The sequence below is a fragment of the Edaphosphingomonas haloaromaticamans genome (assembly GCF_001853345.1).
GTDB lineage: Bacteria > Pseudomonadota > Alphaproteobacteria > Sphingomonadales > Sphingomonadaceae > Sphingomonas_E > Sphingomonas_E fennica.
On sequence record NZ_MIPT01000001.1, the window covers coordinates 4,169,932 to 4,190,430 of the forward strand.

The following is a 20,499-nucleotide window of genomic DNA, read 5'->3' on the forward strand; positions in this document are numbered from 1 at the left end:
CCGTCAGGACAGGCGCTCTTCCGCCCCGAACTGGATCGCCTGCATCCCGCCATCCTCCAGCCGCAGGGCCGTCAGCACGCCGGTCTGGTAGGCGCCGGTATCGATTCCGATGCGGTGGGGGCCGATATCCGGGCGCGCGTCCGCCCAGCTATGGCCGTGGACGATGATCTTTTCATGCGGGCCGGCGGCGTCGAGGAAATCGCGGCGGATCCAGAGGAGGTCGTCCTCGTCCTGCCGGTCGAGCGCAACGCCGGGGCGGATGCCGGCATGGACGAAGGCGTAATCGCCGAGGCTGACGATCAGCTCGAGCCGCTGGAGCAGGCGGAGATGGCCGGCGGGCATCCGATCCAGAAGCTCGTCACGCGCGCGGCGGAAATCCTGCGGGCCGAGATCGGCGGCGGGCGGCGCCACGCCATAGGAGGCGAGCGTCGCCACCCCGCCAAATTCCAGCCAGCCCTCGCCATCCTCCGGCATTTCCAGGAAATCGAGCAGCGCCTGTTCGTGATTGCCCTTGAGCAGATGAAGCTCGAACCCTGCGCGCCGATCCAGCCAGCAGAGCGCGTCGAGCACCTCGGCGGATTGCGGGCCGCGATCGATATAGTCACCGCAGAAGATGAGGATCGGCCGGCGCCCCGCGCCGCGACCGGCGATGTCCTCCATGACGCGGCCGAGCAAGCCGCAAAGCTGGTCGTAGCAGCCATGGACGTCGCCGATCGCATAGACCAGCCCGCCATCGACGCTGCCCAGCCGGACCGGCGCGACAGAAGGCGGAGGGGCCAAGGCCATCGTTCAGCGCCCCATGCGGGCCTGATCGCTGAGGGAGGCGAGTTCTTCGGCGAGCGCCCGATAGCTGCCGATCAGGTAGCGCGGCTCGTCCGACGATCGATTGCGGAGCCGCGCCCAGCGCTTGCGATAGGAGATGAGGGTCGAACGTTCCACGCCGGTGCGGATGGCATCGGCATAGGCATCGCGCAGGCCCCGGTCCGCCGCCAGCACGGCGGGACGGAGGCACCACGCCTCGCGATTCTCGTTCATCCCCTCGCAGCGCTGGCGGGACGGGCGCGATGCCAGCCGCGTGGGGGCGGTGCGGGATTTATCGGCCGTCGCCAGCCGGGCCGGCCCGGATTCCGGCTTGGGCCGGGGCTGGGATTCGGCCTTGCGCTCCGCCGGAATGGCGGGCGCGGGCTGCGGCACGGGAGGCGCCGGCGCGGCTTCAGCGAGGCGATCCGCCGGCACGGCCGCCGGAGGGCGGGACGGCGATGGCGGGTTCCGGGCCGGCGCGCCGGCCGCCAGCCTGGGCGGCGGGCCGCTCCGGTCGTCCCGCATCACCGTGATGAAGGTGCCGACCATGGCCGCGAGCACCGCCGCCGCGACGAGGCGCCAGCCGGTGCCGCCGCGGCCGGCGGACGACAGGTTGCGGATGACGATGGGCCGCGCGCGGGGCCGCTCCGCCTTGGGGGATGGCGGCGGGGGATCGGCCGCCTTGCCGAATATCGCCTCCATGTCCTTCGACACGCGGGACGGGCCACGATCCGCGCGGTCGCGATCCGGGCGCACGCCGGGGCCTGCGGACTCCCGCCCCCGAAAAACCGCCCTGTTCCGATCCGTCTCCACCCGCGCCTCATCGCTCCTGACGATCGGGCAACGATGGAGGCCGATAGGGGTTCCGGCCGGCCATCGCAGCGGGCCGGCGCTTCACCGGAATCCGGGGGACGAAATCCGCCGCTGGGCCGGCACGGCGGGCCGGCCCAGCGGATCGGGGATCAATCGTGCTCGCGGCCGCCGGCGCCCATGTAGAGCTCGCCGCCGGTTTCCTTGAACACCTTGCTCATCTCCGCCATGCCGGCCTCGGCGGCTTCCGCCGCGAGGAAGCTGTCCGCCGGCTGGTTCTGCTTGGCGGCAAAGTCCCGCACCTCCTGGGTGATCTTCATCGAGCAGAATTTGGGGCCGCACATCGAGCAGAAATGCGCGGTCTTGGCGCCTTCGGCCGGCAGCGTCTGATCGTGATATTGCTCGGCCGTGTCGGGATCGAGGCTGAGGTTGAACTGGTCGCGCCAGCGGAATTCGAAGCGGGCGCGGGACAGGGCATCGTCGCGAAGCTTGGCGGCGGGATGGCCCTTGGCGAGGTCCGCCGCGTGGGCGGCGAGCTTGTAGGTGACGACGCCGACCTTCACGTCATCGCGATCCGGCAGGCCCAGATGCTCCTTGGGCGTCACGTAGCAAAGCATCGCCGTGCCATACCAGCCGATCATCGCCGCGCCGATGCCGCTGGTGATATGATCATAGCCCGGCGCGATATCGGTGGTGAGCGGCCCGAGCGTGTAGAAGGGCGCCTCCCCGCACGCTTCGAGCTGCTTGTCCATATTCTCCTTGATCTTGTGCATCGGCACATGGCCGGGGCCTTCGATCATCACCTGCACGTCCTGCTCCCAGGCGCGCTTCGTCAGCTCGCCCAGCGTGTAGAGCTCGGCGAACTGGGCTTCGTCGTTTGCGTCGGCGATCGAGCCGGGGCGCAGGCCGTCGCCCAGCGAATAAGCGATGTCATAGGCCTTCATGATCTCGGTGATCTCGTCGAAATGCTCGTAGAGGAAGCTTTCCCGATGATGGGCGAGGCACCATTTCGCCATGATCGATCCGCCCCGGCTGACGATGCCGGTGACGCGCCTGGCGGTGAGCGGGATATAAGGCAGGCGGACGCCGGCATGGATGGTGAAATAGTCCACGCCCTGCTCGGCCTGCTCGATCAGCGTATCGCGGAAGATTTCCCACGTCAGGTCCTCGGCGATGCCGCCGACCTTCTCCAGCGCCTGATAGATCGGCACGGTGCCGATCGGCACGGGCGAGTTGCGGAGAATCCATTCGCGCGTGTCGTGGATGTTGCGGCCGGTGGAAAGGTCCATGACGGTATCCGCGCCCCAGCGGATCGCCCAGACCATCTTCTCCACCTCCTCCGCGACCGAGGAGGCGACGGCGGAATTGCCGATATTGGCGTTGATCTTGACCAGGAAATTACGGCCGATCGCCATCGGCTCGCTTTCCGGGTGGTTGATGTTGCTGGGGATGATGGCGCGGCCGCGCGCCACTTCGTCCCGCACGAATTCGGGGGTGACGTAATCGGGGATCGAGGCGCCCCAATCCTGCCCGTCGCGGACGAGCTTGTCCTTCAGCATCTCGCGCCCGAGATTTTCCCGCACCGCGACATATTCCATCTCGGGCGTGATGATGCCGCGTTTCGCATAATGCATCTGGCTGACATTGGCGCCCGCCTTGGCGCGGAGCGGGCGCTGGCGGACATTGGGGAAGGGCTGGACGGCGCCGTTCCGGCCGACGGCGCCGGAAAGGCCGTTATCCTCCGGCTTCACCGCGCGGCCGGCATATTCCTCCACATCGCCCCGACCGCGAATCCAGTCGCGCCGCAGCTCGGGCAGGCCGGCCATGATGTCGATGCGGGCCTGCGGATCGGTATAGGGGCCGGAACAGTCGTAGACGCGCAGCGGCGGCTCGCCCGCGGACGGCTCCAGATCGATCTCGCGCATGGCGACGCCGAGAGGGCCGACATGGATCTTGCGGCTGCCGCGGATGGGGCCGGTCGTGACCGTCATCTCGGTACGCGCGGGGATATCGGCCATGATGCAACTCTCCGTTCGGGGCGACCCATGACGGATGAGAGTTTGCGGCCCTTCGCGCTCGCGCCGGACGCTCCCTCCCTACGCCGGTGTCAGCCGGATCAGGTTCAGCGGGTCGCGGCCGGACAGCCGCCTCTCAACCGCGTGCGCGCGGTCCCCCGGGGATGGGCCGGTTCTAGGCGCACGTGGCCGCAGGGTCCACCCCCGCATTACGGTTGCGATTTATGCAATCGCGGCCCATCTTTTCGCACTTGCAACATCACCTTCGCAGTTGCAAAAAGGACGGGCCTTTCAGGCATCCTCTCCTAAAGACTTTCGGGTCGGCCCTTCGGGACCGGCCCTTTTTTTTGCCCGCAGGGCGGCAAGGCGGCGGGCCCGCGCATATCCGGCATTTTGCGGCACCGGCATCATCGGTGTAAGGCTCCACCCCGCATGGTATCGACGAAGCATTGTGATCTGGCGATCGCCGGGGGCGGGCTGGCCGGGGGGATGATCGCGCTGGCGCTCGCCATGCGGCGGCCCGAGCTGCGCGTGGTGCTGGTGGACCAGGGCGAGACGATCGGCGGCGAAGGCCACATCTGGGCCTTCCGCCATGACGACGTGGCGGATGCGCACCGCTGGCTGCTCGCCCCGCTGGTGGGCCATGGCTGGCGGGGCTACGACATCGCCCTGCCGGGCCGCAGGCGGCGGTTCGGCACGCCGGTATATGCCGTCCATTCCGAGCGGCTGGACGAGGCCGTGCGCCGGGCGATGCCCGCCCACACCATCCTGACCGGCAGGAAGATCGTGGCGGCGAACAAGACGACGCTGCTGATCGACGGCGGCGATCGGGTGCAGGCCAAGGCGGTGATCGACGCGCGCGGCGCCGGCGACCTGAAGCGGCTGGACACCGCCTGGCGGACCTGCGTGGCGGAAACGCTGCGCCTCACCGAACCCCATGGGCTGGAACGACCGATCTGGGTGGACGCCACGATCGACCAGTCGGCCGGCCCGCGCCACCTGCGCATCCTGCCGCTGGACGCGGACATCGTGCGGATCGAGGACGTGGCCCTTGCGGACACCCCCGAGGCCGATGGCGAGGCGAGCGGCGCGCGGATCGCCGAATATGCCGCCGCGAAAGGCTGGACCGTCGCCGAGACGCAGCGAAGCGAGGCGGGCGCCCTGCCGCTGGCCCTGGGCGGCGATTTCGACGCTTATTGGCAATCGGGCGCCAAGGACGTCGCCAAGGCGGGCCTGCGCGCCGGCCTGTTCCACCCCGCGACCGGGCTTTCGCTGCCCGACGCGGTGCGCACCGCCGCCTTCGTTGCCCATCTCGGCAATCCGGCCTCGCGCACCGTGCACGAGGCGATGCGCAACTTCGCCTACGAAAGCTGGGACGCGCGGCGCCCCTATCGCCTGTTCGCCCGGATGCTGATGCAGGCCGCCGATGCCGATCGCCGCGCGGCGCGGTTCCGCCGCTTCCACGAAGGACGGCGGACGATGATCGAGCGGTTCCACGCCATGCAATCGACCCGCGCCGATCGCTGGCGCCTGATGGTCCGCTGCCGGCTGCCGCTGGGGCAGATGCTGGCGGCGATGCGCGATGGGAATAGCGGGCGCGCCGGAGGGCAGGCATGAGGACGGCGGCCGTGATCGGCGCCGGCTTCGGCGGGCTGGCGCTGGCCATCCGCCTGCAATCGGCCGGCGTGGACACCACCCTGATCGAGGGGCGCGACCAGCCCGGCGGCCGGGCCTATGCCTGGGAGAAAGGCGGCTTCATCTTCGATGCCGGCCCCACCATCATCACCGATCCCGATTGCCTGCGCGAACTGTGGGCGCTTTCCGGCCGGGTGATGGACGCCGATGTCAGCCTGCTGCCGGTGAGCCCCTATTACCGGCTGAACTGGCCGGACGGCACCAGCTTCGACCATGCGGCCGACGAGGCGCAGCTGATGCGCGAGATCGCCCGCATCTCCCCCGCCGATGCCGCCGGCTACCAGCAATTCCTGCAATATGCCGCCGGAACCTATGCCAAGGGATATCTGGAATTCGGCCATGTGCCTTTTCTAGACATGGGCGCCATGGCGAAGGCGTTACCGATGATGGCACGATATCAGGCATGGCGGTCGCTGCACGCCATGGTTTCGCGCTATGTGAAGGACGAGAAGCTGCGCCAGGCCTTCAGCTTCCAGACGCTGATGTTGGGCGGCAACCCCTTCACCGCCACCGCGCTCTATGCGCTGATCCACAAGCTGGAGAAGGATGGCGGCCTGTGGTTCCCGCGCGGCGGCACCAACCGGCTGGTGGCGGCGATGGCGGCGCATTTCCAGCGGCTGGGCGGAACGCTGCGGCTGGGCGATCCGGTGGTGCGGATCGAGACGCTGGGGGATGCCGCGACCGGCCTCGCCACCGCCAGCGGCTGGCACCAGGAATTCGGCGCGATCGCCAGCAATGCCGATCCGGTGCACAGCTATCGCGACCTGCTGGGCCACACCGTGCGCGGGCAGAAGGCCGCCCGCGCGCTGGAGGCCAAGCGCCATTCGCCGTCCGCCTTCATCCTGCATTTCGGGGTGAAGGGAAGCTGGCCCGGCATACCGCACCACATGATCCTGTTCGGCCCGCGTTACGAAGGGCTGCTGAAGGACATCTTCGAGCATGGCGTGCTGGCCGAGGACATGCTGATCCTGCTCAACCACCCGACCGTGACCGATCCGAGCCTGGCGCCCGAGGGCTGCTCCGTCTTCCAGGCGGTGGTGCCGGTGCCGCACCTGGGCAAGCTGCCGATCGACTGGAACCGGACCGGGCCGATCCTGGCGCAGCGCATCCTGGCGGAGATCGAGCGGCGGCTGATGCCGGGCCTGGCCGATCGGGTGATGACCATGTTCCATTACATGCCGACCGACTTCGCCGCCGACCTGAACGCACATATGGGCACCGGATACGGGCTGGAGCCGACGCTGCTGCAGGGCGGCTGGCTGCGCGTGCACAATCGCGACGACCGGATCGCCAACCTCTATTTCGCCGGGGCCGCCACCCATCCGGGCGCGGGCATCCCCGGCGTGCTGGGATCGGCGAAGGCCACCGCCGCGCTGATGCTGGCAGACATGGCCTGAGCCTTCCCCGCGCCCATTCGCCCGCTTATCCTTTCCACCTGACGGGACCTGTATGAAACGCCTTGCCGTCTATTGCGCCTCCAGCCTGGGCAACGACCCGATTTTCGCCGATGTCGCCCGCCATGTCGGCCGCACGCTGGCCGCGCGCGGGATCGGCCTGGTCTATGGCGGCGGGCGGCTGGGGCTGATGGGACTGGTGGCCGATGCCGCGCTGGAGGCGGGCGGCGAGGTGATCGGCGTGATCCCCGAGGTGCTGCGCGACGCGGAGGTCGCCCATACCGGCTGCACCGAGCTGCACATCGTCGCCAACATGCACCAGCGCAAGGCGATGATGACCGACCTGGCCGACGGCTTCGTCACCATTCCCGGCGGCATCGGCACGATGGACGAGCTGTTCGAGGCGCTGAGCTGGGCGCAGCTCGGCTATCATGCCAAGCCGTGCGGGCTGGTGAACGTGGCGGGATTCTACGACCATCTCACCGCCTTTCTCGACGGCGTGGTCGCGGCCGGGCTGCTGCGGCCGGCGCACCGCGCCAACCTGGTGGAGGCGGGCACGATCGAGGAGCTGCTGGACAAGTTCGCCGATCACAAGATCGCGCCCAGCGTGGTGCAGATGGTGCGGCGCGACCTGTGATATTGTCGGCCTATCTGCTGCTGGCCGGCGCGGCCGTGCCCGAGATTTCCGATTTCGCGCGGCAGGGCGAATTCGCCGTCCAGCAGATCATCACCGACGACGCCGCGGCGCTGCTGCGCGAATGGAACGGGCCGGACCATGCGGGGCGGCCGCCGATCATCGACCGGATCGGCCGGGAGAAGGTGGTGGACAGCTTCATCGTCTTCACCGGCTGTACGCCCAATCCGGTCAACCAGTGCAACGTGACCGCCGATTTCACGCTGATCGGGCCGCAGGGGCAGGTCTATGCCCGGCATCGCGACACCGAATTATGGGTGGGCAAGGCCCCGCCCGCCGGCGGCGCGCTGACCCTTTCGGACGCGTCGCTCGGCATCTTCATCGACCCGGAGGATCCGACGGGGGATTATGTGGTGCGCGCCAGGGTGACCGATCATGTCGCCGGCATCACGCTGCGCACCGAAAAACGGCTGACCGTGGTGGAGGGCGACTGACCCGCCCGGATTTGCGGGCGGGGGCGGCCCCTTCAGGCCGCCCGGTCGCTCGCCAGCCAGCCGGTGAGCAGATAAAGCAGGATCATCGCCGGGCCGCACAGGCAGACCGTGAGCAGGATCGCGCCGACCCGCACGAGCAGCGGATCGATCCCGGTATAGTCGGCGAAGCCGGCGCAGACGCCCATCAGCTTGCCTTCGCGCTTGTTCAGATAGTAACGGCTGGTCATCGTCTTTTCCCTTGAGAAGATATGGCGGCCGATCAGCAGCGGGGCGCTTCGATCGGCGCGGCGCGGACGGGGGCGACAGCGGCGGTGACGCAGGCCGCGCTCAGCATCAGCGCGCCGACCAGCGAAACCAGAACCTGCTGGACCTTGGATTTCTCGAACTTGAACATGGCCTTCACTCCCTTATGTGGCCGGGCGACGATCCCGCCCGGTGATGCCAGGAACATTGCAGGGAGCGTGCCAACTGCCCGAACCAGCCGGAATGCAGGGAATTTTCCCTTTCACGGGCATTTTCACTGGCAAATCGCCGCCTGATGTTGGCGAATTTCACCTATAGGCGGCGAATTCCGCATATCACCCGAAGCGTACCGCCCGGAACCGTCCGATAGCGGACACCGGCTGTCCGGTTCCGATCAGGCCGGCGGGCGCGGCCCTTTGCCGCATCGCATCATGGCTGTTATGAGGACGGCCCGCCGCACAGCGACGAAAGGGCCCGGATGAAGCTCGCTTATCTGATGAACACCTATCCGGTGACGAGCGGCACCTTCATCCGGCGGGAAATCGCAGCCATCGAGCAGACCGGGGTTCCGGTGACCCGCTTTGCCGTGCGGCGCTGGACGGAGGCGCTGGTCGACCCGCTCGACCAGGCGGAACAGGCGAGGACCCGTTATCTGCTGAGCGGCAATGCCGCGGGGCTGGTGCTGGCGATGCTGGCCGAGCTGCTCACCCGGCCGCATCGCGTGGCCCGTGCATTGCCGGCCTGGGCGGGGCTGTGGCGGGCCGGCGGCGGCTTCGTCCGCCATGTCGCCTATCTGATGCAGGCGGCCGCGCTGCGGCGGCAAACGGCGGCGGCCGGCATCACCCATGTCCATTGCCATTTCTGCACCAATGCCGCCGCCGTGGCGATGCTTTCGCGGCTGATGGGCGGGCCGGCCTACAGCTTCACCGTGCACGGGCCGGACGAGCTGGTGAACCTGCCGGCACAGGGCATCGCCGCCAAGATCGCCAACGCCGCCGCCGTGATCGCGATCACGCGATACTGCCAGGGGCGGCTGCGCGAACATGTGAGCGCGGATCTGTGGCCGCGCATCCACATCGTCCATTGCGGGCTGAAGCTGGAGGATTTCCCCGACACCGCCGGCAATCCCCGCGGCGAGACGCTGGTCTGCGTCGGCCGGCTCTGCCCGCAAAAGGGGCAGGTGCACATCCCCGCCGCCGTCGCCGCCGTGCGCGGGCGCTTCCCCGGCCTGCGCGTGATCCTGATCGGCGACGGCGAAAGCCGCGCCGCGATCGAGGCCGAAGTCGCCCGCCATGGCGTGGGCGACATGGTGGCCCTGGCCGGGTGGAAATCCAATGCCGAGGTGCGCGCCGCCATCGCCGATGCGCGCGCCCTGCTGCTGCCGAGCTATGCCGAGGGGCTGCCCATCGTCATCATGGAGGCCTTCGCGCTCCGCCGGCCGGCGCTTTCCACCACGATCGCCGGCATCCCCGAGCTGGTCGACGCGGAATGCGGATGGCTGGTGCCGCCCGGCGACCATGACGCGCTGGTGGCGGCGCTCGCCGATGCGATGGCCGCTTCCCCCGAAAGGCTGGCGGCGATGGGCGCCGAGGGCCGGGCACGGGTGGAGGCCCGGCACGATCTGGCGGCGATCGCCCCGCGCCTCGTCTCCCTGTTCACCGCCGCATAACGCTTCGTCGATCCCGCGGCACGGGACGTCGACGGGCATCGGCCGGTTGCCTACCGTTCAGGTGGAGATCGCCATCAGGACCGCATCAACAGAACCGAACATTGCAAGGGGACTGATATCATGCGGAAATTGATGCTGGCGCTGGGCGCCATTTCCCTCGCGCTGCCGGCGGCGATGGCGCTGCCGACCGAAAAGGCCGAGGCCCGGAAGCATCATCGCTACAAGGAATGGCGAGGCCGCGACGGCCGCACCTATTGCCGCAAGTCGAACGGCACCACCGGCCTGATCGTGGGCGGCGCAGGCGGCGCGCTGCTGGGCCGCGCGGTCGATACCGACGGCGATCGCACCACCGGCACGCTGCTGGGCGCGGCCGCCGGCGCGCTGGTCGGCAAGGCGGTCGATAGCAAGCGCACCTGCCGTTGATGGGATGCGCCTGACGGCGCATGGCGGCGGCCCCCGCTTTCCCACCCGGCTACCCAACGGCAGTATCTTATGGGTGGCGGGGTGAGGGAGCGGCCGGCATCGCACGCAAAAATGCGCTCTTGCGCGCGTCTTGCCGATCAGGCCGGCGGCGCGAGTTCGGCCGGTGCGTTGTGGAAATAGCTCTTCTGTTCGCGCCGCTCGGCGATCCGCCAGCCCTTTTCGGTGCGGACCAGCTTGTCGCAATACCAGAGGCCGACGAAGAACACCTTGTCGTTGCCGGGCACTTCGGTGCCGTCCGGGAACATGATCATCGGGTTGAACAGGATCGTCCGCGCGGTGGCCTTGTCGCCGTCCAGCTTCAGCTCTGTCGTGGCGACCATGTGCTGGAAGCCCTTGAACTTCTTCATCGCCTCGCCCAGCCAGGCCTGAATCTCGCGGAACGGCCCGCGTGATCCGCCGACCTCGGTATAGTCGATGATCGCATCCTCGGTGAACACGTCGTCCAGCCCCGCCCAGTTGCGATCGTCGATCGCGAAGGAATAGCGGGCAAACAGGTCCTGTATTTCGAGGCGGTCGGAAATCTCCTGCAGGCTGAGCATCGGCATCCCTCTTCCGTTTCGCATTTTCGATGGCCGGACCATAGATGGTCCAATGGCCGCCGCCTATCGGCCGCACTGTCGCCACGCGCGCCGGGACACGGAAAAGGAGACGGAAATTGCTGATCCGCGAGGGCGTGGCCCGCACGCCGGACGACCGCTTCGCCGGCCTGCCCGATTTCCCCTTCGCGCCCCATTATCACATGGCGCCGGACGCGCGGCTGGGGCCGCTGCGCATGCATTATCTGGACGAAGGCCCGCGCGACGCGCCGGTTATGCTGCTGCTGCATGGGGAACCGAGCTGGAGCTTCCTCTACCGCCGGATGATCCCGCCGCTCGTGGCCGCGGGCTATCGGGTGATCGCGCCCGATCATGTGGGCTTCGGCCGATCGGACAAGCCGACCGCGCGGGAAAGCTATAGCCAGGCCGCCCTGGTCGGCTGGCTTGCCGATCTGGTGACGGCGCTCGATCTCCGCCGGATCACGCTGGTCTGCCAGGATTGGGGCGGGCCGATCGGCCTCAACCTGCTGGCGGCGATGCCCGAGCGGTTCGAGGCGGCGGTGGCCGCCAATACGCTGCTGCCGACCTGCGAGCCGCCACCGCTGGGCGTGGCAGGCTGGCCGGGGCCGATCATCACCGCCTGGGCCGAAACCTGCCGGACGAGCGACGACCTGGCGGTGAGCGAGGTGATCGCCGCCGTCTGCGTGAACCGGCCCGATCCGGCGGTGCTCGCCGCCTATGACGCACCCTTCCCCGATGCCGCATACAAGGCCGGCGCGCTGGCCATCACCGGCTGCATCCCGCTCGCCACCTCAGCGCCGGGCATCGCGGCCAACCGGGCGGCATGGGCGGTGCTGGAGCGGTTCGACAGGCCGTTCCTGACCTTGTTCAGCGATTCCGATCCGTCGACCATCGCCTGGGAAGCTGTGTTCCAGGCGCGCGTGCCGGGCGCCGCCGGCCAGCCCCATGCCCGCATCGCCGGCGCCGGCCATTTCCTGCAGGAGGAACAGGGCCCGGCCATGGCGGAACGGATCATCGCCTGGAAGCGGGCGGGCCAGGCGGCGTGAGCAGCTTCCGATAGTGATCGACTGTCGGGTTTCGGGAATCGCCTAACAACCTGCGGATGGCCGGAAAGTCGGGGAGAGCCGACGTGAGCGTGCTCGTCGCACCGGCTAGAAAAGCGACTTTGGAATGGTCAAATCAGCTTTGGGATTGGCGCGCCACCTCAACAGGAAATCCCAGGCGGATTTGTTCATTGGCGCCGAAAACCAACTCAGGTGATCAGGTGAGCGACGATAGACGTCGCACAGATCATCAAGGCTCGATGGAAGGGCAGAGAACCTGTCCTTCAGGCGGTCCACCCAAATAGACGCGGGAACTTCCTCGCTGTGAATGACGCTCAGATCGTTGAGAAGCGCGTCGTTGGCGATGTGATAAGACACGAAGCAATGTCGAAACACGCCACGGTCGTTCGGAGAAAACCGCTCCGCCAACCAAGTAGTCAGTGCCGGGAGTTCGATGCCTAGCGTCCCCGACAGATGATAACCCCACGGCCTCCGCATTTCGTGTGGAAGAAATGTCGGCACGATCTCGGAGGCTGGAAGCGTCCACGCTAATGGCATCTTGGGCTCTAGCCGTTTTGCAACGAAGCCGGCCTCTTCGAGAGCGGTACGTACAAGTTTGCGGAATTGCTTGATGTCGGCGGGAGGCATGGCGAAAGGTTAGCTTTTCCATGAGGGTCTGCAATGCCGTTTTGGGTGGTTGCCGCCCACGCGAGGAATGACCACTTTGTCGGCGCATCCCGACAGGCAGCAATTGGGTCGAAAATCCCAACAGCGGCCGTGATCCGAATTTGTCCACGCCACCTAGGGCCGATCGGCTTTCAGCCCTGACGACCTGCAAATGGCGATTTTCGCTCCGCCCCACATCTGAATGTCGATCGGTCCTGGAATCGAGCCCGTTTTCAGTTTGCAGCGGCGGTTTTCCCGATCGGGCTTCGCCTGTGCCGATGGGTGGATGCTGAAACGAGTTCGGCATGACGGATTGGGGGCCACGGCGCCTCCACCGGCGCCCCCGCACATCGAGACCAGGCCCCGCCTCAGTCGCCCGCCTCGGCGATCTGGGCGATATAGGCGTCGTCGACGATGCGGATGCGGCCATTGGCCAGCTCGATCACGCCGGCTTCCACCCAGGNGGCAAGCTGGCGGTTGATATTCTCCCGGCTCATGCCGACGAAATTGCCGAGCTCGCTCTGGCTGAGGTCGCCGGCCAGCTTGTGGCCGTCGGCCTTGCCGTCCGTCAGCCGCTTGAGGAAGCGGGCAAGGCGCGGGCCGGCGGCGAAGGCGCGATCGCTTTCGATCGTCGTATCGGTATCGCGCAGGCGGCGCGCCATATCGCGCAGCATCCGGAGCGCCACCTTGGGATGGCCTTCGATCAGCCGTTCGAAGGCGGCGCGGCCGATGCGGAGATAGCGGCCGGCATAGCGCGCGGTGGCCGATGCGGTGCGCGGCTGGCCGTCGAGCAGCGCGATTTCCCCCAGCACGGCGCCGCGTTCGGCATAATCAAGCACGATTTCCTGCCCATTGGGGGCGATCATGCTGACCCGGGCGATGCCGGCCAGGATCACCACCGCCGCATCGCCTTCGTCCCCCTGCCGTAGTATGGTGTCGCCCGGCTTCATCGCATGGACGCTGGAGGAGGAGAGGAGATCGGCGAGTTCCGCCGGCGTGCAGGCCGCCAGCACCGAATGGGGCGGCAGCATCGCCAGCACTTCCTGGGCATCCATCGTCGGCACGGCCTTCCTGTTCGGCCGGGCAACGGCGGGTAAGAAACGGGTGCCACGCCCGAATACGCTACACGAGCGAGGCGAATCGTCCTTAACGCCCGCTGCCCGGCGGGGACTGTGATTGCCGTCACAGCATAGGGGCAATCCCCGCGACAGGGAAAGCCAAACCCCTGGAATCGAGCCGCAAGATGATCGCGGCCGCCGAAAGATGAAGGAATCCGCCGCCACAGCATCACGAAAAATCGGCAACAGAATTAACGAACGGCAAAGCATGTTCGCCCTAGGATCGCCCGATATGCTGCCCACGGGTGATCGATGCGCCACGCCTTGCTGAAAGTTCCCCCCCTCGACCTGGCCGATTCGTCCGGCACCGGCGGGCAGGCGAGCCTGCGCAGCCGCATCGCCGCCGATATCCCGCCGGGCGATCCCCGCACCGAGGCCCTGTGGCGCGCCGCGCCGTGGATGGCGGGGCTCAGCGTCACCTGCGCGCTGGTGGTGCTGTGGGGCCTGATGCGATCGGTGCCGGTGACGGCGCTTTCGGCCTGGGCCGCGCTGATCGTGGCGGCGAACTTCGTGATCGTCCGCGCCCGGCGCCGGGCGGCCGGCTATGATTCGGACGAACTGCTGCGATCGCCCTACTGGACGGTGTTCGAGGCGGCGATGCACGCCCTGCTCTGGTCCGCCCTGCCCTTCTTCGCCTTTGCCGATCAGCCGCCCCAGACGCAGATGATGCTGGCCGGCGCGATGGCGACGATGATGGCCGGCGCCTTCCTGCTGGCGCTGGTGCCGCTGGCGGCGGCGGTGTGGGTGGTGGTGATCGCCACCGCCCTGCTGTGGGGCCTGCACAATGCCAGCGACTTCGCGATCGGCGTGGCGGTGGTGCTGATCGCCGGCTATGTCGCCGTGGTGCTGACCGGCTGCCTGACGATCGAGCGGCTGCTGACCCGGTTCATGCGCCAGGCGACCGAGGAACGCAGCCGGCGCGAGGCGATCGGGCTGCTCCTGAAGGAATATGAGGAACAGGGCGCGGGCTGGCTGTGGCAGATCGATGCCGCCAACCAGCTGACCTATGTGAGCCCGCGCATATCATCGATGCTGGGGCGTTCGACCGGCCAGCTTATCGGCCAGTCGCTGCCGGTGGTGCTGGGCTGCGACGCGCGGCTGGGCGGCGCGCTGGTGGCGCGCGAGCCCTTTTCGGGCCTGCATATCGATGTCGAGACGCCCGGAGGCGCGCGATCGGTGGCGCTTTCCGGCACGCCGATCTTCGCCCCGGACGGCGCGTTCGAGGGCTTTCGCGGCGTGGGCAGCGACATCACCGAGATCCGCCGCAGCCAGGACCGGCTGACCCATATGGCGCGCATGGACATGCTGACCAGCCTGCCCAACCGCCAGCACATGCATGAGCTGTTCGCCGACGGCGTGGCCCGCGCCAAGGCGAGCAATGTGCCCTGCGCGCTGATGTTCCTCGACCTGGACGGGTTCAAGCCGGTGAACGACAGCTTCGGCCATTCGCTGGGCGACGAGGTGCTGCGCACGATCGCCCAGCGGCTGCAGGCCGAGGTGGGGCCGCGCGGACGGATCGGCCGGCTGGGCGGCGACGAATTCGCCCTGCTGCTGACCGACGGGCAGAGCCGGCAGGCGGTGGAGGAGCTGGGCCACAAGCTGATCCGCGCGGTGAGCCAGCCGCTGATGCTGCCTTCGGCCGAGATCCGCATCGGCATGTCGATCGGATCGGCGATCGCGCCGATCGACGGCGATCAGGTGGACGACCTGCTGCTGAAGGCGGACCTCGCGCTCTACGAGGCGAAATCGCGCGGACGCGGCACCTTCGTCCATTTCGAGCCCCGCCTGCAGCAGAATGCCGAGGACCGCGTGCGGCTGGAGCATGACCTGCGCCAGGCCCTGAAGCGCGACGAGTTCGAGGTGCATTACCAGCCGGTGGTTTCCGCCGTGACGCAGGCGGTGGTGGGGTTCGAGGCGCTGCTGCGCTGGCGCCACCCGGAACGCGGGCTGATATCGCCGGCCATCTTCATCCCCATCGCCGAGGAAAGCGGGCTGATCGCCGATATCGGCGAATGGACGCTGCGCCAGGCCTGCAAGCATGCCGCATCCTGGCCGGGCGACATCCATGTCGCGGTGAACGTCAGCCCCCGCCAGCTGGTGCTGCCGGCGCTGCCCAACGCGGTGAGCGACGCGCTGGCGGCCGCGCGGCTGCAACCGTCGCGGCTCGAGCTGGAAGTGACCGAAAGCGTGTTCCTGAGCGACACGGACGGATCGCTGGACGTGCTGCGCCGGGTGCGATCGATCGGGGTGGGCATCGCGCTCGACGATTTCGGGACGGGCTATTCCTCGCTCGGCTATCTCAACAAGACGATCTTCCACGCGCTGAAGATCGACGGATCGTTCGTGCGCGATGCCGCGCGGCGCAGCGAGACCGTGTCGATCATCCGCGCGATCGTGACGCTGGCCAACAGCTTCCGCATGACCATCACCGCCGAGGGGGTGGAGACGGTGGCCGATTTCGAGCGGATGCGCGACCTCGGCTGCCACCGCATCCAGGGCTATCTGTTCGGCCGGCCGGTGCCGTTCGGGGAAACGCTGGCGCTGGTGGGCCAGCGCTTCGAATATGGCGCGCGGGCGGCAGGGTAAGCCCCGCCGCCCCCGGCAATCAGATCAGGCTGATCCGCACGTCCAGCCCGTTGCGCGTGGCGTGGCTGTAGGGGCAGACGATGTGGGCCTGATCGACGATCCCCTGCGCGGTTTCGCGGTCGACGCCCGGCAGCGAGACCTTGAGCGCGACATCGAGGCCGAAGCCCTGGCCGTCATCGCGCGGGCCGATGCCGACGGTGGCGGTGACGCTGCTGTCTTCAGCGATCTTCACCTTCTTCTGCGCGGCGACGAACTTGATCGCGCCCAGGAAGCAGGCGGAATAGCCGGCGGCGAAAAGCTGTTCGGGATTGTTGCCGGCGCCGCCCGGCCCGCCCAGCTCCCTGGGCGTGACGAGGGTGACGGAAAGCGCGCCGTCGGCGGTGGAAGCGGAACCGGTGCGGCCGCCGGTGGCGGTGGCTTCGGTGGAATAGAGCGTCTTCATGGGGCTTGCCTTTCGCTGTGCCGGCGCGGCCTTCGCACCGGGCTGATGGGGCATATATATCGTGCACGATCTAATCGTGCGATAGTTTATAGCTCGGATGGCCACAAGAATATCTTTCTTGCGATCATATCGTGCACGATATATATTCGCCGCGAAGGAGTGCGCCATGCCCGCCGCCGATCATCTCCGCCTCGACGAGCAATTCTGCTTCGCGGTCTATTCCACCGCCCACGCGCTGAACCGCGTCTACAAGCCCCGGCTGGACGCGATCGGCGTCACCTACCCGCAATATCTGGTGCTGCTGGTGCTGTGGCAGGATGACGGGCTGACGGTGGGCGCGATCGGCGAGCGGCTGGGCCTGGAATCCTCCACGCTGACCCCGCTGCTGAAGCGGCTGGAGGGCGCGGGCCTGATCGCGCGCGCGCGCAGCCGCGAGGATGAGCGGCAGGTGATCGTCTCGCTCACCGACAGCGGCCGGAACTTGCGCGAGAAGGCGCGGCGCATCCCGCTCGACATGCTGGCGGCGACCGGGCTGGAGGCGACGGCGCTGGGCCGGCTGCGCGATGCGCTGGTGGGCGTCCGCGAATCGCTGGCCGATACCGCCGAGGAGGAAGCCGCGTGAGCGAAGGCGATGTCCGCATCGCCGGCGACGGGATCGCGGCGACGATCGCCCCGCTCGGGGCCGAGCTGCAATCGCTGACCGACGCCGAGGGGCGGGAGCTGCTGTGGGGCGGCGACCCCGCTTTCTGGGCCGGCCGCGCCCCCATCCTGTTTCCGATCGTCGGCACGCTCCGCAACGACAGCTATCGGATCGACGGCGAGACCTATCGCCTGCCCCGCCACGGCTTCGCCCGGCGGCGGCGCTTCGACCTGGTCGAGGCGACGGCGGCGCGGGCCTTGTTCCGGCTGGCGGACGATGCCGAGACACGGGCGGCCTACCCCTTCGCCTTCCAGCTCGACATGGCCTTCGCCATCGCCGGCGGCACGCTGGAGATGAAGGCGACGGCGCGGAACATGGGCGACAGGCCGCTGCCGGCGAGCTTCGGCTTCCATCCGGCGCTGCGCTGGCCGCTGCCGGGCGCCGGCCCGCGCGAGGCGCACCGGCTGATCTTCGCCGCCGGGGAGGCCGCGCCGGTGCGACGCGTGGATGCCGACGGCCTGATCGATCCCCTGCCCCGCCCCACGCCCATCGCCGGACGCGAGCTGGCGCTGGACGATGCCCTGTTCGCGGAGGACGCGCTGATCCTGGACGATCTCGCCAGCCGGTCGCTGCTCTATGGCGTGCCGGGCGCGCGGATGCTGGAGATCGGCTTTCCCGACATGCCGGCGCTGGGCCTGTGGAGCAAGGCGGGCGCGGCCTTCCTCTGCATCGAACCGTGGCAGGGCCATGCCGACCCGGCGGGCTTCGCGGGCGATTTCCGCGATCGGCCGGGCGTGGTGGAGATCGCGCCCGGTGCCGAGCGCAGCTTCACGATGACGATCAAGGTTTGAAAAGGCGCGGAAAGGGCAGGTTTTGCGTGCGGCGCGAGGCGCATCCTCAGGCGAGCCGCGGATGGACCTTCACGTCGCGGGCGATGGCCAGCGCGCCGAAGGCCGCCAGCACGCCGATCGCGCCGGCGATCATGAAGGCGGGGCCGTAACTGCCGGTCATGTCGCGCAGCAGGCCCGCGCCGAGCGCCGCGACGGCCGCGCCGATCTGGTGGCCGGATGCCACCCAGCCGAACACGATCGGCGCATCGCGATCGCCGAAATGCTGGCCGGCGAGCTTCACCGTCGGCGGCACCGTGGCGATCCAGTCCAGCCCGTAGAAGACGGCGAAGACCGAAAGCGCGACGATATCGAAGCCGGTGAAGGGCAGCGCCACCAGCGAAAGCCCGCGCAGCCCGTAATAGACGAACAGCAATTTGCGCGGATCATAGCGATCGGTGAGCCAGCCCGAGGCGGTGGTGCCGAACAGGTCGAACACGCCCATCACCGCCAGCAGCCCCGCCGCCTGCACCGCGCCCATGCCGTTATCGCCGCAATAAGCGATCAGGTGCGTGCCGACGAGGCCGTTGGTGGTGAGGCCGCAGACGAAGAAGGTGCCGAACAGCAGCCAGAAGACCGGCGTGCGCGCGGCCTTGCCCAACACGCGGAAGGCGAGCGCCACGCTTTCCCTGGGATGGGCCGGCGGCTCCGGCGGTCGGGGCGCATCGGCGCCATAAGGCAGCAGCCCCGCATCGGCCGGCCGTTCGGGCAGCAGCAGCGCGACCAGGGGGATCAGCGCCGCCGAGACGATCGCCACCGCCATCGCCACCGGCCGCCAGCCGCCCTGTTCGGAAAGCCAGGCGAGCACCGGCAGGAAGAGCAGCGATCCGGTGGCCGTGCTGGCGCTGAATATGCCCATCACGAGGCCGCGATGGCGATCGAACCAGCGCGACGCGACGGTGGCCCCCAGCACCAGCGCCACCGCGCCGCTGCCGAGGCCGGAAAGCAGCCCCCAGGTCAGCACATAATGCCACGGCTCGGTCATGAAGAGGCTCAAGCCCGTCGAGACCGCCATCAGGCCGAGGCCGCCGATCAGCGTGCGGCGGATGCCGATCGTCTGCATCAGCGCGGCCGCGAACGGGCCGACCATGCCATATAGGAAGATGCCGAAGGCCGCCGCCGCCGAGACCGTCGCCCGATCCCAGCCGAAGGCCGCCTGCAGCGGCGTCATCATCACGCCGGGGGCGGAACGCAGGCCCGCGGCGGCCAGCAGCGACAGGAACGTCACCGCCACCACCACCCAGGCATAGTTGCGGCCGAAGGGTCTCGCGATCATGGGGCCGGAGGTAGCCGTGCCCAGGGCAATCGAGAATTATCCTTGGGTATATGTCACGGCCGGCTGCCGAGCAGCGCGAGGCCGAAGCCGATGAAGATGCCGCCGGTCAGCCGGTTGAAGGCGCGCTTCAGGCCGGGGCGGGTGAGGAAGCCGGCGAGCTTCTGGCCGCCGATGCCATAGACCGCATACCAGAACATCTCGGTCACGGCGAAGGTGGCGACCAGGATCGCGAACTGGGGGATTTCGGGCCGGGCCTTGTCGATGAACTGGGGCAGGAAGGCGGCCGCGAACATCAGCGCCTTGGGGTTGCTGATGCCGATCGCGAAGCCGCCCCGGAACATGGCCGGCGGCGAGAGTGAGGGAACCAGCGCCCGGCCATCGACGTCGATCGGCGCGGCATCGCTGCGCCACGCCCTGATGCCGAGATAGACGAGATAGGCGACGCCGGCATAGCGCAGCACATCGAACAGCCGGGGCGATGCCATCAGCAGCGCGCTGAGCCCGGTGGCGGAGGCGAGCAGGATCAGCACCAGCGCGGCGAGGCAGCCGGCCATCGCCGCGACGCTGCGCCGCGCGCCGAAATGCACGCTGCGCGTCATCACATGCAGCATGTTGGGGCCGGGCGTGCCGCACAGCAGGAACACCGCGAGGAAGAACAGCCACCAGGTGTGAAGCGACATCGGCCCGTTCCGTTGGAGGAGACCGGCGCGGTTTACAGGAGCGGAGGCCGCGCCGGCAAGCCGGGCGCGCGATCAATCCCCCGCGCGATCCGCCAGCCGGGCATAGGTGATCGCGGCATCGCGGGTCCGCGGATCGTCCTCGAAGGCGATGGCGGGATCGGGCGCCTCGCCTATGCCATGGAGCAGCGCCCACAGCGCGAAGCGGCGGCCGGGCTCCGTCTCGGTGGCGAAGGCGATCGCCAGCCGGTCCACGCCGTCCGCGAAGGCCGCGTCATCGAGCGAGGCGAGATCGGCCGTGCCGAAATAATTGGCGAGGAGGGCATCGAGGTCCATGCCCCGCCGTTGCGCCAGCCCGCCGCGAAACGC

The 20,499-nt window shown here is 68.5% G+C and carries 22 protein-coding genes and 1 riboswitch; of the genes, 10 read left to right on the plus strand and 12 right to left on the minus strand.

Annotated features, from left to right (window positions below; genetic code table 11):
• Positions 1 to 3: 3 nt before the first annotated feature.
• From BHE75_RS19345 to thiC, 3 genes are all read right to left on the minus strand, one after another.
• Positions 4 to 786 (minus strand): metallophosphoesterase family protein, encoded by a 783-nt coding sequence (locus tag BHE75_RS19345; protein WP_070934901.1) that lies wholly within the window; start codon positions 784 to 786, stop codon positions 4 to 6.
• Positions 787 to 789: 3 nt separating this feature from the next.
• Entirely contained in the window at positions 790 to 1,515 is a 726-nt protein-coding gene (locus BHE75_RS19350) for a hypothetical protein (protein WP_139181777.1), read from the minus strand.
• Between the two features lie 248 nt (positions 1,516 to 1,763).
• A complete protein-coding gene (gene thiC, locus BHE75_RS19355; RefSeq protein ID WP_070934905.1) occupies positions 1,764 to 3,629 on the minus strand; it encodes a phosphomethylpyrimidine synthase ThiC in 1,866 nt (621 codons plus the stop codon).
• A gap of 71 nt (positions 3,630 to 3,700) precedes the next feature.
• A riboswitch (TPP riboswitch) is annotated at positions 3,701 to 3,791 on the minus strand.
• A 267-nt stretch (positions 3,792 to 4,058) separates the two neighbouring features.
• Here thiC and crtY point away from each other — a divergent pair.
• From crtY to BHE75_RS19375, 4 genes are read left to right on the plus strand one after another with little or no spacing between them, the layout of a single operon-like run.
• Positions 4,059 to 5,243, plus strand: coding sequence for a lycopene beta-cyclase CrtY (crtY, locus tag BHE75_RS19360; RefSeq protein ID WP_070934907.1), 1,185 nt, complete (start codon positions 4,059 to 4,061; stop codon positions 5,241 to 5,243).
• On the plus strand, positions 5,240 to 6,718 hold the full coding sequence (locus BHE75_RS19365; RefSeq protein WP_070934909.1) for a phytoene desaturase: 1,479 nt from the start codon (positions 5,240 to 5,242) through the stop codon (positions 6,716 to 6,718). Before crtY ends, BHE75_RS19365 begins: the two co-directional genes overlap by 4 nt.
• Positions 6,719 to 6,770: 52 nt before the next feature.
• Entirely contained in the window at positions 6,771 to 7,352 is a 582-nt protein-coding gene (locus tag BHE75_RS19370; RefSeq protein ID WP_015458305.1) for a TIGR00730 family Rossman fold protein, read from the plus strand.
• On the plus strand, positions 7,349 to 7,843 hold the full coding sequence (locus tag BHE75_RS19375) for a hypothetical protein (RefSeq protein WP_070934911.1): 495 nt from the start codon (positions 7,349 to 7,351) through the stop codon (positions 7,841 to 7,843). The genes BHE75_RS19370 and BHE75_RS19375 overlap by 4 nt, the downstream gene beginning before the upstream one ends.
• Positions 7,844 to 7,875: 32 nt before the next feature.
• Here the strand turns inward: BHE75_RS19375 and BHE75_RS19380 are convergent, their stop codons facing one another.
• On the minus strand, positions 7,876 to 8,070 hold the full coding sequence (locus BHE75_RS19380) for a PspC domain-containing protein (RefSeq protein WP_015458307.1): 195 nt from the start codon (positions 8,068 to 8,070) through the stop codon (positions 7,876 to 7,878).
• Between the two features lie 32 nt (positions 8,071 to 8,102).
• Positions 8,103 to 8,237: a hypothetical protein gene (locus tag BHE75_RS25255; protein WP_269078704.1), complete on the minus strand. Its 135-nt coding sequence runs from the start codon at positions 8,235 to 8,237 to the stop codon at positions 8,103 to 8,105.
• A gap of 327 nt (positions 8,238 to 8,564) precedes the next feature.
• On the opposite strand from BHE75_RS25255, the gene BHE75_RS19385 reads away from it, so the two are divergent.
• Both BHE75_RS19385 and BHE75_RS19390 read left to right on the plus strand, forming a co-directional pair.
• Complete coding sequence (locus BHE75_RS19385; protein WP_070934912.1) at positions 8,565 to 9,755, plus strand: glycosyltransferase family 4 protein; 1,191 nt, start codon at positions 8,565 to 8,567, stop codon at positions 9,753 to 9,755.
• Between the two features lie 120 nt (positions 9,756 to 9,875).
• A complete protein-coding gene (locus BHE75_RS19390) occupies positions 9,876 to 10,178 on the plus strand; it encodes a glycine zipper 2TM domain-containing protein (RefSeq protein ID WP_070934913.1) in 303 nt (100 codons plus the stop codon).
• Between the two features lie 137 nt (positions 10,179 to 10,315).
• On the opposite strand, the gene BHE75_RS19395 is transcribed toward BHE75_RS19390, so the two are convergent.
• Positions 10,316 to 10,783, minus strand: coding sequence for a nuclear transport factor 2 family protein (locus BHE75_RS19395; RefSeq protein ID WP_015458310.1), 468 nt, complete (start codon positions 10,781 to 10,783; stop codon positions 10,316 to 10,318).
• 110 nt (positions 10,784 to 10,893) lie between these two features.
• On the opposite strand from BHE75_RS19395, the gene BHE75_RS19400 reads away from it, so the two are divergent.
• Positions 10,894 to 11,841, plus strand: a complete 948-nt coding sequence (locus tag BHE75_RS19400; RefSeq protein ID WP_070934915.1) for a haloalkane dehalogenase — start codon at positions 10,894 to 10,896, stop codon at positions 11,839 to 11,841.
• Between the two features lie 105 nt (positions 11,842 to 11,946).
• Here the strand turns inward: BHE75_RS19400 and BHE75_RS24210 are convergent, their stop codons facing one another.
• Together BHE75_RS24210 and BHE75_RS19405 are read right to left on the minus strand one after the other, a co-directional pair.
• A complete protein-coding gene (locus BHE75_RS24210; RefSeq protein WP_139181778.1) occupies positions 11,947 to 12,486 on the minus strand; it encodes a hypothetical protein in 540 nt (179 codons plus the stop codon).
• 386 nt (positions 12,487 to 12,872) lie between these two features.
• Positions 12,873 to 13,832, minus strand: coding sequence for a Crp/Fnr family transcriptional regulator (locus BHE75_RS19405; RefSeq protein ID WP_438830634.1), 960 nt, complete (start codon positions 13,830 to 13,832; stop codon positions 12,873 to 12,875).
• Positions 13,833 to 13,886: 54 nt separating this feature from the next.
• Here BHE75_RS19405 and BHE75_RS19410 point away from each other — a divergent pair, with 54 nt between their 5' ends.
• Positions 13,887 to 16,208: a putative bifunctional diguanylate cyclase/phosphodiesterase gene (locus BHE75_RS19410; protein ID WP_254684510.1), complete on the plus strand. Its 2,322-nt coding sequence runs from the start codon at positions 13,887 to 13,889 to the stop codon at positions 16,206 to 16,208.
• A 19-nt stretch (positions 16,209 to 16,227) separates the two neighbouring features.
• Here the strand turns inward: BHE75_RS19410 and BHE75_RS19415 are convergent, their stop codons facing one another.
• Positions 16,228 to 16,650 (minus strand): organic hydroperoxide resistance protein, encoded by a 423-nt coding sequence (locus tag BHE75_RS19415; RefSeq protein WP_015458314.1) that lies wholly within the window; start codon positions 16,648 to 16,650, stop codon positions 16,228 to 16,230.
• A gap of 166 nt (positions 16,651 to 16,816) precedes the next feature.
• Between BHE75_RS19415 and BHE75_RS19420 the strand changes: the two genes are divergently transcribed.
• Positions 16,817 to 17,272: a MarR family winged helix-turn-helix transcriptional regulator gene (locus tag BHE75_RS19420; RefSeq protein ID WP_015458315.1), complete on the plus strand. Its 456-nt coding sequence runs from the start codon at positions 16,817 to 16,819 to the stop codon at positions 17,270 to 17,272.
• A complete protein-coding gene (locus BHE75_RS19425; RefSeq protein ID WP_070934921.1) occupies positions 17,269 to 18,141 on the plus strand; it encodes an aldose 1-epimerase family protein in 873 nt (290 codons plus the stop codon). Before BHE75_RS19420 ends, BHE75_RS19425 begins: the two co-directional genes overlap by 4 nt.
• Positions 18,142 to 18,187: 46 nt before the next feature.
• Here the strand turns inward: BHE75_RS19425 and BHE75_RS19430 are convergent, their stop codons facing one another.
• The 3 genes from BHE75_RS19430 to BHE75_RS19440 all read right to left on the minus strand — a co-directional run bounded on the left by BHE75_RS19430 (position 18,188) and on the right by BHE75_RS19440 (position 20,466).
• The gene (locus tag BHE75_RS19430) at positions 18,188 to 19,453 is read right to left on the minus strand and encodes an MFS transporter (protein ID WP_070934923.1); all 1,266 of its coding nucleotides are present in this window, start codon (positions 19,451 to 19,453) and stop codon (positions 18,188 to 18,190) included.
• A 53-nt stretch (positions 19,454 to 19,506) separates the two neighbouring features.
• Complete coding sequence (locus tag BHE75_RS19435; RefSeq protein WP_070934924.1) at positions 19,507 to 20,133, minus strand: LysE family translocator; 627 nt, start codon at positions 20,131 to 20,133, stop codon at positions 19,507 to 19,509.
• A 72-nt stretch (positions 20,134 to 20,205) separates the two neighbouring features.
• A complete protein-coding gene (locus BHE75_RS19440; RefSeq protein ID WP_070934926.1) occupies positions 20,206 to 20,466 on the minus strand; it encodes a hypothetical protein in 261 nt (86 codons plus the stop codon).
• Positions 20,467 to 20,499 lie beyond the last annotated feature (33 nt).